We start from the raw sequence: 14,214 nt of genomic DNA on the forward strand, positions 1-14,214 counted from the left end.
ATGGGTGGGTGGGGATTCCTTACAGGCCCAACTCGGCCACCAGCGCCTGCCCGATGGCCCGCTGCTCGGCCAGGATGGCGCGCAGGTGGTGGGGGCGCGTCTTGACATTCGTCATGACCACGCGCAGCACGTTGGTGGGGCCAGGGTAGCGCGTCGATTCGAGCACGGTGCGCGACACAAAGCTGTGGCCGTGCGCCTTTTGCCGGTTTTGCAACTTGGCGTTGAGCGTGTTCAGCTGCTTGTTCAGCTCGGTCGCCGCGTCCACCTGGCCGCTGGCCAGCAAGCTGTCCATGCGCTGGCGCAAGTGCGCGGGCACGTAGCGGTAGGTAAGGATGAAGGTGTCGGAACGGGTGAGCAGTTCGAAATCCTGCTGGTCGGCCAATAGCTGCTGCAACTGGCCAGACAAGGTGGCCGCCTGCTGCAGCAAGGTGGTGTAGCCGGACACGCCCAGCACCTTGAACGAAGTCCACAGCTTCAAGGCGTCGAAACGGCGCGAGCCTTCCAGCGATGTCTGGCCCAGGTCGCCCGAGTTGTCGCGCAAGATGTAGTTGGCGTTATGTTTCAGCAAGTTCAAGCTGGCGCTATCCTTGAACAGCACCATGCTTTGCGCCATCGGCACCCACAGCAGTTTATGTCCGTCGATGACGACGGAGTCGGCCAGGGCGATGCCGTCGTACAGGGCGCGGTATTGTTCGGCGATCAGCAGGGCGCCGCCCCAGGCCGCATCCACATGGAACCAGATGCTTTCCCGTGCGGCAATCGCCGCCATGGCGGCCAGCGGGTCGATGGCGCCCGTTTCCGTCGTGCCGGCGATACCGATCATGGCGACGACCTTGATATTGCGCAATTTCAGGTCGGCAATCGTAGCTTCCAGCGCGGCGACATCGATGCGGTTATCGCGGTCGACGGCCACCAGGTGCAGGGCGTTTTCACCGAGTCCCAAGGTCGCCAGCGCCTTTTTTACGGAGTAATGGCTGCGGGCCGAGCCGATGACGGCCAGTCCCGCATGGCCGGCATCCTGCATGGCGGCAAACAAACCGCGCTTGCGCGTGCCGGGCAGTTGCTGTTCCAGCGCCACGGCCAGGGCCGTCAAGTTGCCCATGGTGCCGCCATTGACGACATTGCCCAGCGCGCCGCTGGTGGCGGCCATGGCCTGCGTGTAGACATGTTCAGGCTGCTGGTACACCTGGCGGTGCAGCCAGCCGAGGATTTGCTTTTCGATCAGGGTCGAGACATACGCCGTCTCGATCTTCACCTGGTTCTGGTTCAGGGTGGCGGTAAACGCTTCGGCCAGCACGCTGATCCAGGGCAAGGCCTGCGTCATGTGACCGATGTATTGGGGGTGGTTCAGCTGGGCCGTATTAGCCAGCACGGTGGTGTCGAGTTCCTGCAGAAAATCCGCCACGGGCATGCCGTGCGCGGGAATGCACGTGTCGGACAGTTGCGTCAGCAGTTGCGCATACGGCACGTGCGGATACGGCGTGTCGCGCTCGGCGGCCAGCCAGCCGCCCAGCATGCGCAGCGCCTGCTGCAGGGGTGCGGGCGAGCGTTGCAGCGCATCGATGGAAAAATGCTGCTGCAGCAGCTGTTCGACAGGGGTATCGGTCATGGCGCTTGGTCTTCTCTACGGATTGCTGATGCCACGGTGACAAACGAATTGCGCCCAGGCGAAAGCGGGATTTTACCCGACTCCGCTTGGGCGCATCAGTTTGCTATTACTGCCGGTGATCAGAAGTAGTTGAGGCCCAGCGCCGACTTGACTTCATCGGCCGTACGGGCCGCCACTTCGCGTGCCTTGAAGGTGCCTTCCTTGAGCATCTGGATGACCTGGCCCTTGTCCTTGGCGAACTCTTCGCGGCGGGCGCGGATCGGCGCCAGCATTTCCTGCAAGACCATGTCCAGGCGCTTCTTGACGATGCTGTCGCCCAGGCCGCCACGCACGTAATGGGCTTTCATCTCGGCCAGCGCCGCTTTTTCCGGGTCGAAGGCGTCCAGGTACGTAAACGCGATGTTGCCTTCCAGGTGGCCAGGGTCTTCCACGCGCAGGTGCAGCGGGTCGGTGTAGACTTTTTTCACGGCAGCCGTGATTTCGGCTGATGTCGCGCCCAGGTTGATGGTGTTGCCCAGCGATTTGCTCATCTTCGCCTTGCCGTCGATGCCCGGCAGGCGGCCGATGTCCGGCACCAGCGCCTTGCATTCCATCAATACTTCGCGGTTGTACATGCGGTTGAAGCGGCGCACGATTTCATTCGTTTGCTCGATCATCGGGATCTGGTCTTCGCCCACGGGCACCACGCCCGCCTTGAAGGCAGTGATGTCGGCCGCCTGGCTGGCTGGGTAGGTCAAAAAGCCGGCCGGAATGTCGCGCTCGAAGCCGCGCAGGCGGATTTCTTCCTTGACGGTGGGGTTGCGCTCGAGGCGCGCCACGGTGACGATGTTCAGGTAGTAAAAGGTCAGCTCGGCCAGTTCCGGGATTTGCGACTGGATGAACACGGTCGTCTTGGTCGGATCGATGCCGACGGCCAGATAGTCGAGCGCCACTTCGACGACGTTGCGGTGCACCTTGTCAATGTCATCCATATTGTCCGTCAGCGCCTGTGCGTCGGCCAGCATGATGAATTGCTTGTAGCTGTTCTGGTAGCGGACGCGGTCGCGCAGGCTGCCCACGTAGTGACCCAGGTGCAAGGGACCGGTAGGGCGGTCGCCCGTCAGGATCACGGATTGCGAAGCGATGGCGGCGGCGGACAGCGGTGCTGCCGGGGCGTTGTCGGTATCGGGAGTGTCGGGAGTGTTAGGCAAGCTCATCAAGTTTCCTTTTGAGCCGCCTGCATCGGGGATGATCCAGGCTGGAGCCTGTTACGCCACCGATCGAGGCGGCGTGGATCAAATTCACATCACTATGCAGTGGCCGCGCGAAAGTGAGCGGGACCACCAATTCAAGCAGGCGTGTTGTGACGGGATAAATTTCATGGCGTTATGGTTGCAGTTCGTGCGCGTTCTGTCAAGTTGCGTGCCGATATATCTGCTGCGCTGCGTCAGAGGCTGGCCTACTACAGAACTTGCTTTCCGGGTACTATTGCCGCTCGGCCACTTTTGCGTGGCATGAATCCATTGGAGAACAGTATGCGCGTGTCGTCCCCCGTCCGGCTCACCGGCCTGGCCCTGGTTATCAGTTCCCTGTGCAGTTCCCTGTTTGTTGCGCCTGCGCTGGCGCAAACGCCGCCCATGACGCCCGATATCGGCGCCAAGCTGGTGATGCCGGACCTGAACGATTACGTCAAGCGCGTGGTGATGATCCCCATGCGCGACGGCGTGAAGCTGTACACGGTGATCGTCGTGCCGAAAGACGCCAAACGGGCGCCCATCATGCTCACGCGCACGCCGTACAACGCGGCCCGCCGCGCCCAGCGCGCTGCCAGTCCCAGCATGCTGGCCACCTTGCCGCAGGGCGACGATACCCTGGTGGAAAACGGCTATATCCGCGTGTTCCAGGACGTGCGCGGCAAGCATGGCTCGGAAGGCGATTACGTGATGACGCGCCCAGTGCGGGGGCCGCTCAACCATACCAAGGTCGATAACGTCACGGATGCGTGGGACACCATCGATTGGCTCGTGAAGAATGTGCCGGAAAGTAACGGCAAGGTGGGCATGCTGGGCTCCTCGTACGAGGGACATACAGTGCTGATGGCCCTGGTTGACCCGCATCCGGCACTGAAGGTGGCCATTCCCATGAGCGCCATGGTCGATGGCTGGCGCGGCGATGACTGGTTCCATAACGGCGCCTTCCGCATGCCCAGCCTGTCATATATCGCGGGACAGACGAGCGTGCGCGGCGGTGGCGAATCACCGGCGCTGGGTGTCTACGACGATTACGATGCGTATCTGCGCATCGGCTCGGCCGGTGATTACGCGAAGAAATTCGGCATCGACAAGCTGACCTACACGAAAAAGCTGTTCGAGCATCCGGCCTACGACAGTTACTGGCAGGAACAGGCACTTGACAAGATCTTGGCGAAGCGTCCGCTGATCGTGCCCACCATGCACGTAGTGGGGCAATGGGACCAGGAAGACATTTATGGTCCCTATGCCACCTACTGGGCGATGGAAGGGCGCGACAAGCGCAACAACCTCAATTACCTGGCCATTGGCCCGTGGCGCCACAGTGGCGTCAACTATGACGGTTCCAGCCTGGGCGCCCTGAAGTTTGACGGTGATACGGCGCGCCAGTTCCGCGAAAAAGTCATGCAGCCGTTCCTGAATCAATACCTGAAGGATGGCGCGCCGGATGCGAACACGGCGCCCGTGGTGTCGTACCAGAGCGGCACGAACCAGTGGCAGCGCCTGCAGCAGTGGCCGCTGGCTTGCGAGACCTGCGAGACCAAACTGACGCCGATCTACCTGCAGGATGGCTACAAGCTGGGCTTTGCGCCAGCGCAAACCGCGGTGGACGCGGCCGGCGGCGCGTTCGATGAATACGTGGCCGATCCCGCGAAACCCGTGCCCTTCGTGGCGCGTCCCGTGCGCCTGAACGATGGCGACGTGTGGAAGCCATGGCTGGTCAGCGACCAGCGCGGCTATGCGGACCGCACGGACGTGCTCAGCTATGTTTCCGAACCGTTGAAGACGGCCGTGCGCATCGCCGGCGCGCCGATGGTGAACCTGTTTGCCGCTACCAGCGGCACGGATGCCGACTGGGTGGTGAAACTGATCGACGTGTATCCTGACGAAGTGCCGTCGCAGCCGGCCATGGGCGGCTATCAATTGGGCGTGGCGATGGATATCTTCCGCGGCCGTTACCGCGACAGCCTCGAACATCCGACGGCCATTCCTGCGGGCAAAGTGGAACGCTACCGCTTCGCCTTGCCGAACGCTAACCACGTCTTTCTGCCCGGCCACCGCATCGCCGTGCAAGTGCAGTCGAGCTGGTTCCCCCTGTACGACCGCAATCCGCAAACCTTCGTGCCGAACATCTTCCTGGCCCAGCCAGGCGATTACAAGAAGGCCACGCAGCGCGTTTACCACGCGGCAGGGGCGGCCAGCGCGATCGAGTTGCCGATAGCGCCGCTCGATGCCCGCTAGCCAGCGCGCATGAGGATGGCGCCCGCCGCGATCAGGCCGATGGCCAGGTAGCCGCGGGGGCTGATTTTTTCGCGCAGGAACAGGGCGGAAATCGCGATGGCGAACAGGATTGACGTCTCGCGCAGGGCCGCGATGGCGGCCACGGGCGCCTGCGTCATGGCCCACAGGGCCAAGCCATACGAGGCGAGCGTGCCGAAGCCGCCAAAGGCGGCCAGGTGCCATTGCGTTTGTGCATACGCAAGCAAGTCGGCGGGGCGGCGCAGCGCCGTCCACAGCAGCAGCCCGCTTCCGTTCAAGACAAAAATCCACATGGTGTAGCTGGCTGGCGCGCCGGACAGGCGCACGCCGATGCCATCGATCAGGGTATAGCTGGCGATGACGCAGGCGTTGCCCAGGGCAAAGGCGGTGGCGCGTCCCGTGTTTTTCGGCACGCTGCCGATGGCGGGCAGGCGCGCGGCGAAATACAGGCCGAAGATGCCCGCGCAGATACAGGCGACGGCGCCCATTTGCATGGAAGAAAGGCGTTCGCCGATCAGCGGCCAGCTGGCCAACGCCACGAGCAGCGGGGCGCTGCCGCGCATCAGGGGGTAGGCATGGCTCATGTCGCCCGCCTGGTAGGCGGCCGCCAGCAGAGAGTAGTAGGCCAGCTGGGCCACGGCCGAGGCGGCCAGGTAGGGCCAGCTGGCGGGCGCGGGAGCATCGACGAAAGGCAAGACGGCCAGCGAGATCAGGGCCGCGCCCACGGACACCAGCACCGTGCTGAGAAATGTATCCTTGCCCGACTTGACGATGGCATTCCAGCTGGCGTGCAACAGGGCGGCAAACAGAACGACGGCGACGACCAGACCCGGCATGCTAACGTGCTTAGCGTGGACGTATGCTGAGCGACAACAGTTCCTGGCGGTGATGGCGCTGGAAGGCATCCATCACGGTGCCCGAGCGGCCCGCCTTGTCCAGCAGTTCACGCAGGGTGGCCTGGTCTTCCGCCGTCAGCGACTTGCGCGACAGGTAGACGCCGCTCATGCCCCACGGCAATTCCGGCAGCGCTTCCAGGCGCAAGCGGTCGGCCAGGCCGTACACGCGCGCATCGTTTTGCGCCACGCCGGCCAGGATGGTGGGCGCCATGATGGTAGCGTCGATGAAGCCGCTTTGCATCAGGCGTGCCACGGAGAGCGCATCGACTTCGTAGAACAGGCGTCCCTGGCTGCTCAGCTCCTTCGCCAGCGCCTGGTATGGTGCGCCATAGTCGTAGCCGCGCACCAGCGCCACGCGCAATTCGCGCCGCTCGAGCAATTCCTGCATGGTGTTGATGGGCGCGCGCGCGCCTTGCAGCGAGATCAGCAGGGGGCGGCTGCCCAGCATGGGGATGAACAGGCCATGCTGGTCGCGCCGCAGCGTGCTGCTGGCGGGGATCAGCAGGTCGGCCTTGCCCGCCTCGAACATCGCTTCCAGGCGCGCGCGGGGCACGGCCGTAAAGATGAAATTGCAGCCGAGCTTGGCACCCATGCTGCGCAGCAAGTCGGGATAGATGCCGCCGATGCTGGCGCCATTCACCACCACGCTGGCGCCGATGGCCGAGATGGGCACCTGGATGTCGCGCGAACATTGCGCGCCGGCCAGCGACGGCAGCGCCAGCGTCAGCATGGCTACGGTTCGGCGCCAGGCGCTGGAATAAAAGTCAGTCATACCCATCCTTGCTCACCATCGAATGCCGGGCGTCGGTAACGCGCGGTTGATTATCCCATTCTCGCCTATTTATTTCCCAAATACAATGTTATCCCGCCGACTACTTTGTGGTGGAAACCACAAGTCTTGCCTCGCGTTGCGCCTTGAAGTAGCGCCAGGCCACCAGGATGCCCAGGGTTTGCATGATGGCGCACAGATAGAAGGTGCTGCCGATGCGCCAGTCCTGTGGCGGCAAGTGGCTCACTTCGCCCAGGATCATGCTGCCGAGCAATGGCATGATGATGATGCCGAGGCTGCTGATCGATTGCAGGGAGCCCATCAGTTCTCCCTGTTCGCTGGCGGCGGACGCCTTCGAGATGATGCCTTGCAGGGCGGGGCCGGCGGCAAAGGCCAGCAGGTTGCACAAAATCAAGGCATACATCATCCAGCCTTGCGTCGCCAGGCCGTACAGCAGGTAAGTGAGGGCGCCCGAGGCCATGCCCAGCAGCGACAAACGCACTTCGCCAAAACGCTTGATCAAAATACCCAGCAAGCCCGCCTGCACCACGGCCGCGCACAGGCCCACGCAGAACAGGGCGATGCCGTTCTGGCGCGGCGTCCAGTCGAAGCGGAAATGCGTGTACAGCACCCAGGTGGTATTGAGCATCATTTGCGCAAACGTCATCAGGCCGAAGGCCAGCACCAGGCCGCGGATTTCCACGCGGCGCACCAGTTTCAGCAGGGCGGCAAACGGATTGATGCGCGCCAAAGTAAAGGGCGCGCGCGGACCCGGCTGCAACGATTCGGGCACGAAGAAATAGCCGTAGATGAAATTGGCTGCCGACAAGCCCGCCGCCACGTAAAACGGCAGGTGCAGATTGATCTCGCCCAGCAGGCCACCCAGCATGGGGCCGCAAATGAAGCCCAGGCCGAAGGCGGCGCCGATCTTGCCGAAACTCTTGGCCCGGTTGTCGGGCGTGGAAATGTCGGAGGCGTAGGCGGACGCGACCGACATGCTGGCCGAGGAGACGCCGCCGATGATGCGGCCGATGAACAAACAGGCCAGATTCGGCGCCCAGCCCGTGGCAAGAAAATTGATGCCCATGCCGGCCATCGAGTACAGCAGCACGGGACGGCGTCCCACGCGATCGCTGATGGCGCCCAGCATGGGCATGAAGATGAACTGCAGCAAGCCGAAGACGGCCGCCATGATGCCGTACCAGAACGCTTGTGCTTCCTTGCCGTTGACAAAGTCGCCGATCAGGATGGGCAGTACGGGCACCACCAGGCCGATGCCCAGCATGTCGATGAAGACGCAGACGAGGATGAAATTGAGGTTGCCGGCGCGCGCGGGCGCGGCGGGGGAGGACGGGGAATGGCTGTCAGGGTTGTTTTTATCGGACATGCAAGCTTTCGGCGCGCGGAGTTCAGTTGTTGGCGTTGCGCCGGCGCGTTGCAGGTTTTTGCCGACGCGCGGCGCGATAGCTGAGGCTTGTATTATAGACAGCATGCGCGCTGCTGGCTATCGCCACCCATGCTAGAGCGTAACTCCCCATTCCGTGGCAAAGGCGGCGCGGAAATCCGTCAGCACGGCCAGGCGCTGTTCGGCCAGCGCGCGGCCCGCCGCCGTCTGCATCTTGCCGGGCAGCTTGTCGAGCTTGGTGACGATATGGTCGAGCGCGTATGCCTTGTCGTCGAGTTCGCGCCGCTGCGCCAGCGGATCCGTGCCATGCGCCAGCGCGCTATCCATGCGCGCCGCCGTGTAAAACAGGCGCGCCAGTCCCACGGCGCCCAGCGCGTCGATGCGGTCGGCATCTTGCACGATTTTCGCTTCAAGCGTGTGCGGCGGCAGATTGGCGGAAAAACTGTGGGTCTCGATGGCGTGGGCCACGCCCGCCAATTTTTCTGCCGGAAAACCCAGCTCCGCCAGCTGGCGGCAAGCCAGCGCAGCCGCCTGGCGCGAGGCCAGGTGGCGCTCGGGGTGGTTTTTCGGCAAGTTGACCAGGTCGTGCAGATAGCAGGCAGCCATTACGGTGAGGGCGTCGGCCTGCGCATGTTCCTGCAGCAGGACGCTGGCATTGCGCCAGACGCGCTGCAAGTGGTTGATGTCGTGGGCGCTGTCGTCGCCCAGGCCCGCCGTGGCCAGTGCCAACAGGCGTGGTTGCCATTGAGAAAGCAAAGAATGCATGGTTCAAAGTCGTAAAAAGCAAGGGCCGCCAGTGTGGCATAAAACGCCGCAGCATGTGGCCAGGGAGCTTGGTACCCGGCGTGCCGCATTTGCCACATAAGTGTGTTTTTGGAAAGCATCAACCCGTTGATCGCTCTTTTTTAGTGCATGTAAAATTTACATGGGGTAACATTGCCGCACGGAAATTAGAGACATAAGCTAATTGCTAGAAAGTATTTGCAAAAACATACAAGTGACAGCCATTGCATTGCATCGCGGATGGCTCGTCACGTCCAGGGCCCGCGTGCAGCGTGTTCTGGCCTGCGCCCCAGGCGAGTTAACGAAAGGATTATCATGAACACCATTTCCAGCGACACTGGCGCAACCGTTGCCAAGGCTGCCGAATACCTGGCCTTTACCCTGGGCCAGGAAGAGTATGGCATCGACATCCAGAAAGTCAGCGAAATCCGCAGTTATGAAACGCCGACCCGCATCGCCAACGCGCCCGAGTTCGTCAAGGGCGTGGTCAACTTGCGCGGCATCATCGTGCCCATCGTCGACATGCGCATCAAGTTCAACCTGGGCACGCCCAGCTATGACCAGTTCACCGTCGTCATCATCCTCAATATCGGCAACCGCGTGGTCGGCATGGTCGTGGACCGCGTGTCCGACGTCACCACCCTGATGCCGGAACAGATCAAGCCGGCGCCGGACATGGGCCGTTCAATCAACACGGAATACGTGATTGGCCTGGGCACCATCGACGAGCGCATGCTGATCCTGGTCGATATCGACCAGCTGATGTCCAGCGCCGACATGGGACTCATCGAAAAACTGGCAGCTTAAGTTCTTGCTGCAGGCCAGTAGGCCAAGTTTATCGGAAACAATTGACCCCAAGCATTGTTTGCTTTTTCTGCAAGGCGCACGCTAGCGCATTTCCTGGCGCACGGTTCAGCCGAACTGTGCGCCAGTTTCACTTCAGTTTCACTTTTTACGCCCGTTTCGCCACGGCAGCTAGCCCGCGTCCGCGCCAAGGTGCAATCGCCAGCCTGTCGCCACGCCGGCAGCAGGGTTTTTTAGGATAGTCACATGAATTTATTACGCAACGTCAGCATTGGTGTCCGTCTCGGACTCGGTTTTGCCGTGATTTTGCTGTTTTCCATGCTCATCACGGGCATCAGCGTCTGGCGCCTGCACGACGTGGCCAGCGCCACGCGCGTCATGATGGAGCAGCCGCTGGCGAAGGAGCGCTATATTTCCGACTGGTATGGCCGTATCGACAGCGCCGTGCGGCGCACGATCGCCATTGCCCGCAGCAGCGACACCTCGCTGAGCGGCTATTTCGCCGAAGAATCGAAAGTCTCGTCGGCCAGTTCGGCCGAGCTGCAAAAGAAAATCGAGGCACTGATCGACTTGCCCGCCGAAAAAGCCATGTTCGCGGGCTTGCTGGAACAGCGCAAGGTGTACATCAGTTCGCGCGACCAGGTCTACAAGCTGAAGGGCGAATCGCAGGTCGAGGCCGCCAATGAGGTGTTTGAAAAGACCTTCGTGCCGGCCGCCGTCAAGTACCAGAAGATGGTGCTGGACTTGCTGGAACACCAGCGCGCCAGCATCGACACGACGGCGCGCGAGATCGACGCCGTGGCCGATACCAGCCGCAAGCTGCTGCTGGCGCTGGCCGCGCTGGCGCTGGCTTTTGGCGTCGTCTGCGCCTGGGTCTTGACGACGGGCATCGTGCGCCCGCTGCGCACGGCCGTGGACATCGCCCGCAAGGTGGCCGATGGCGACTTGACGGCGCAGATCGATGCCAGCGCCAAGGATGAAACGGGCCAACTGCTGATGGCCTTGAAGGACATGAATACCAGTCTGCTCAACATCGTGGGCGAAGTGCGCAGCGGCACGGACAGCATCGCCACCTCGTCGACGCAAATTGCCGCCGGCAACCAGGATCTGTCGAGCCGCACGGAAGAGCAGGCCGGTTCGCTGGAAGAAACAGCCTCGTCGATGGAAGAGCTGACGTCGACCGTGAAACAGAATGCGGACAATGCGCGCCAGGCCAACCAGTTGGCGGCGTCGGCGGCGCAAGTGGCCGTCAAGGGCGGCGAAGTGGTGGCGCAGGTGGTGGGCACCATGCAATCGATCAATGCCTCGTCGAACAAGATCGTCGACATCATTTCCGTCATCGATGGCATTGCCTTCCAGACGAACATTTTGGCGCTGAACGCGGCCGTGGAAGCGGCGCGCGCTGGAGAGCAGGGACGCGGCTTTGCCGTGGTGGCGTCCGAAGTGCGCAACCTGGCGCAGCGTTCGGCTTCGGCGGCAAAAGAGATCAAGACCCTGATCGGCGCGTCGGTGGAGCAAGTCAACGCGGGCAGCATGCTGGTGGCGCAGGCCGGTTCGACCATGAACGACATCGTCGACAGCGTGCAGCGCGTGAGCGACATCATCACGGAAATCACGGCCGCCAGCAGCGAGCAAAGCGTGGGCATCGACGAGATCAACCGTGCCATCGGCCAGATGGATGCCGTGACGCAACAAAATGCGGCCCTGGTGGAAGAGTCGGCGGCGGCCGCCGAATCGATGCAGCACCAGGCGCACAATCTGGCGCAGGTCGTCAGCGTGTTCAAGCTCAACGGCCAGCAGCAGGCCAAGGTCAGCGGCGCGAACGCGATGAAGCGCCCGGCAGCACCGCAAACCGCCCTGCGCATCGGCATACGCTGATGCTGTTGTGGCTGCCCCGTGCAGCCACAGCCTTATGTTCCCCTTTTATATAGTCTGGTTCCGCTTTTTTAGGATATTCACATGAATTTGTTAAGAAACGTCAGTATTGGTGTGCGTCTCGGCATGGGTTTTGCCGTCATTTTGCTGTTTTCCATGGTCATTACCGGCATCAGCGTCTGGCGTTTGCATGACGTGGCCACCGCCACGCGCACCATGATGGAACTGCCGCTGGCGAAGGAACGCTATATTTCCGACTGGTATTCCAAGATCGATAGCGGCGTGCGCCGCACCACGGCCATCGCGCGCAGCAGCGACACGACACTGGGCGCATATTTTGCGGAAGAAGCCAAGCGATCGTCCGTCGTATCGGGCGAACTGCAAAAGAAAATCGAAGCCTTGATTTCCAGCCCGGAAGAAAAGGAACTGTTCCGCCTGGTGAGCGAACAGCGCAAGGTTTACCTCGACTCGCGCGCGCAAGTGTCGAAGCTGAAGGCGGATGGACAGGAAGCCGAAGCGGAGCAGGCTTTCCAGGGCGTCTTCGTGCCCGGTTCGACGAAATACCTGAAAGTGGTCAACGACATGCTGCAGCACCAGCGCGCCAGCATCGACACCACCGCGCGCGAGATCGACGCCGTCGCCAAGACCAGCCGCAACTTGCTGCTGACCCTGGCCTTGCTGGCGCTGGGCTTTGGTATCGTCTGCGCCTGGGTCTTGACGACGGGCATCGTGCGCCCGCTGCGCACGGCCGTGGACATCGCCCGCAAGGTGGCCGATGGCGACTTGACGGCGCAGATCGATGCCAGCGCCAAGGATGAAACGGGTCAATTGCTGCAGGCGTTGAAGGACATGAATACCAGTCTGCTCAACATCGTGGGCGAAGTACGCAGCGGCACGGACAGCATCGCCACCTCGTCGACGCAAATTGCCGCCGGCAACCAGGACCTGTCTTCCCGCACGGAAGAGCAGGCCGGTTCGCTGGAAGAAACAGCCTCGTCGATGGAAGAGCTGACGTCGACCGTGAAACAGAATGCGGACAATGCGCGCCAGGCCAACCAGTTGGCGGCGTCGGCGGCGCAAGTGGCAGTCAAGGGGGGCGAAGTGGTGGCGCAAGTGGTGGGCACCATGCAATCGATCAATGCCTCGTCGAACAAGATCGTCGACATCATTTCCGTCATCGATGGCATTGCTTTCCAGACGAACATTTTGGCGCTGAATGCGGCCGTGGAAGCGGCCAGGGCCGGCGAGCAAGGCCGCGGCTTTGCCGTGGTGGCGTCCGAAGTGCGCAACCTGGCGCAGCGTTCGGCTTCGGCGGCAAAAGAGATCAAGACCCTGATCGGCGCGTCGGTGGAGCAAGTCAACGCGGGCAGCATGCTGGTGGCGAAGGCCGGTTCGACCATGAATGATATCGTTGACAGCGTGCAGCGCGTGAGCGACATCATCACGGAAATCACGGCCGCCAGCAGCGAGCAAAGCGTGGGCATCGACGAGATCAACCGTGCCATCGGCCAGATGGATGCCGTGACGCAACAAAATGCGGCCCTGGTGGAAGAGTCAGCGGCGGCCGCCGAATCGATGCAGCACCAGGCGCACAACCTGGCGCAGGTCGTCAGCGTGTTCAAACTGAATGGCCAGCAAGCCACGGTCAGCGGCTTGAAGGGTGTAAAACGTCAGGCAAGCAAGGAAGCCAAGGCTAGTTTACAGATCGGCCGCGCCGCTTAATCTTCGTTTTTCCAGCCGGCGATCGCCAGCTGCGATAGCCGGTCCGCCTCGCCATTCCTGTGGCGCGGCAGCCAGCGCAAGCTCACATCAGTGAATTGTTCCAGCAGGGCCACTACGGTGGCCCTGTGCGTTTCCAGTCCCTTGGCGCCCTGCGGCGTCGTTCCCAGCACATCGTTGATCACCACCTGGCTGTCGCCGTACAGCAGCAGTTGCACGGGCGGCGGGCGCACGCTGAGCGCCGCCTGCAACACGGCCGTCAGGGCCGCATATTCCGCATCGCTGCTGCTGCCATAACCGGCCGCCTGACTCACTTCGATGCGCTCGCCGTCCGGCCCCAGCAGCAGGGCGCCTATACCCAGCTTGCCCGGGTTCGGGTGGGCGGAGCCGTCGAACCAGCCGCGCCAGGCCTGTGGGCCGCCGTGGTCCTGGCGCTTGAGCGCCAGCTGCGTGCGGCGTGCCTGCATCTTTGCTTCCTTGCGCTGTTTGCGAGCTTGTGCTTCCGCCGTCATGGCTTGATGAGCAAGGTGTCGATCAAGCTGCCTATCCAGCACGCCACCAGCACGCCCACGGCTATCGTCATGGCGGGGCCGTCATTGGCGGAGAGTCGCTCCACTTTTTCCATGATCAGCTGCACGTCGAGGGGCAGGGCGCCACTGTCGATCTGTGCCATAACTTGGTCCAAGCGTGCCATGATCTGGCGCAATACGAGCACCAGGGCGATCAGGGCCGGCACGAGGAACAGGCAGCCACGGGCCTTGCGTCCGAGCAAGAAATGCCCGCTGCCGGGAAACACGAGGGCCGACAGCAGCAGGGCCTGGTTACGTTTGGAAAGGGGGGAGCCGCTCATGCGCGCCTTTTGTAGG

General features: G+C 62.4%; 12 protein-coding genes. 4 read left to right on the plus strand and 8 right to left on the minus strand.

Going from position 1 to position 14,214, the window contains the following annotated elements:
• Positions 1-19: 19 nt before the first annotated feature.
• Both ACQ4W0_RS16890 and trpS read right to left on the minus strand, forming a co-directional pair.
• Positions 20-1,609 carry a pyridoxal-dependent decarboxylase gene (locus tag ACQ4W0_RS16890; RefSeq protein ID WP_436577787.1) on the minus strand — a complete coding sequence of 530 codons (1,590 nt, stop codon included), beginning with the start codon at positions 1,607-1,609 and terminating at the stop codon, positions 20-22.
• A gap of 119 nt (positions 1,610-1,728) precedes the next feature.
• Positions 1,729-2,805 (minus strand): tryptophan--tRNA ligase, encoded by a 1,077-nt coding sequence (gene trpS, locus ACQ4W0_RS16895; protein ID WP_436577788.1) that lies wholly within the window; start codon positions 2,803-2,805, stop codon positions 1,729-1,731.
• A 318-nt stretch (positions 2,806-3,123) separates the two neighbouring features.
• Between trpS and ACQ4W0_RS16900 the strand changes: the two genes are divergently transcribed.
• Positions 3,124-5,079, plus strand: a complete 1,956-nt coding sequence (locus ACQ4W0_RS16900; protein ID WP_436577789.1) for a CocE/NonD family hydrolase — start codon at positions 3,124-3,126, stop codon at positions 5,077-5,079.
• Here the strand turns inward: ACQ4W0_RS16900 and ACQ4W0_RS16905 are convergent.
• The 4 genes from ACQ4W0_RS16905 to ACQ4W0_RS16920 form a co-directional block, all read right to left on the minus strand.
• Complete coding sequence (locus ACQ4W0_RS16905) at positions 5,076-5,933, minus strand: EamA family transporter (RefSeq protein WP_436577790.1); 858 nt, start codon at positions 5,931-5,933, stop codon at positions 5,076-5,078. The two genes, ACQ4W0_RS16900 and ACQ4W0_RS16905, sit on opposite strands and share 4 nt — an antisense overlap.
• 10 nt (positions 5,934-5,943) lie before the next feature.
• Positions 5,944-6,765, minus strand: coding sequence for a substrate-binding periplasmic protein (locus ACQ4W0_RS16910; protein ID WP_436577791.1), 822 nt, complete (start codon positions 6,763-6,765; stop codon positions 5,944-5,946).
• A gap of 100 nt (positions 6,766-6,865) precedes the next feature.
• Positions 6,866-8,149, minus strand: coding sequence for a TCR/Tet family MFS transporter (locus tag ACQ4W0_RS16915; RefSeq protein WP_436577792.1), 1,284 nt, complete (start codon positions 8,147-8,149; stop codon positions 6,866-6,868).
• 132 nt (positions 8,150-8,281) lie between these two features.
• Positions 8,282-8,932 carry an HD domain-containing protein gene (locus tag ACQ4W0_RS16920; RefSeq protein ID WP_436577793.1) on the minus strand — a complete coding sequence of 217 codons (651 nt, stop codon included), beginning with the start codon at positions 8,930-8,932 and terminating at the stop codon, positions 8,282-8,284.
• Positions 8,933-9,265: 333 nt separating this feature from the next.
• Between ACQ4W0_RS16920 and ACQ4W0_RS16925 the strand changes: the two genes are divergently transcribed.
• The 3 genes from ACQ4W0_RS16925 (at position 9,266) to ACQ4W0_RS16935 (ending at position 13,351) form a co-directional block, all read left to right on the plus strand.
• Positions 9,266-9,757 (plus strand): chemotaxis protein CheW, encoded by a 492-nt coding sequence (locus ACQ4W0_RS16925; RefSeq protein WP_035818113.1) that lies wholly within the window; start codon positions 9,266-9,268, stop codon positions 9,755-9,757.
• Positions 9,758-10,000: 243 nt separating this feature from the next.
• Entirely contained in the window at positions 10,001-11,632 is a 1,632-nt protein-coding gene (locus ACQ4W0_RS16930) for a methyl-accepting chemotaxis protein (protein WP_436577794.1), read from the plus strand.
• Between the two features lie 81 nt (positions 11,633-11,713).
• Positions 11,714-13,351, plus strand: a complete 1,638-nt coding sequence (locus ACQ4W0_RS16935; RefSeq protein WP_436577795.1) for a methyl-accepting chemotaxis protein — start codon at positions 11,714-11,716, stop codon at positions 13,349-13,351.
• Here ACQ4W0_RS16935 and ACQ4W0_RS16940 read toward each other — a convergent pair.
• The gene (locus tag ACQ4W0_RS16940; protein ID WP_436577796.1) at positions 13,348-13,815 is read right to left on the minus strand and encodes a ribonuclease HI family protein; all 468 of its coding nucleotides are present in this window, start codon (positions 13,813-13,815) and stop codon (positions 13,348-13,350) included. The two genes, ACQ4W0_RS16935 and ACQ4W0_RS16940, sit on opposite strands and share 4 nt — an antisense overlap.
• A 41-nt stretch (positions 13,816-13,856) precedes the next feature.
• The gene (locus ACQ4W0_RS16945) at positions 13,857-14,198 is read right to left on the minus strand and encodes a hypothetical protein (protein ID WP_436577797.1); all 342 of its coding nucleotides are present in this window, start codon (positions 14,196-14,198) and stop codon (positions 13,857-13,859) included.
• Positions 14,199-14,214 lie beyond the last annotated feature (16 nt).

Source organism: Janthinobacterium breve (assembly GCF_051380895.1).
GTDB lineage: Bacteria > Pseudomonadota > Gammaproteobacteria > Burkholderiales > Burkholderiaceae_D > Janthinobacterium.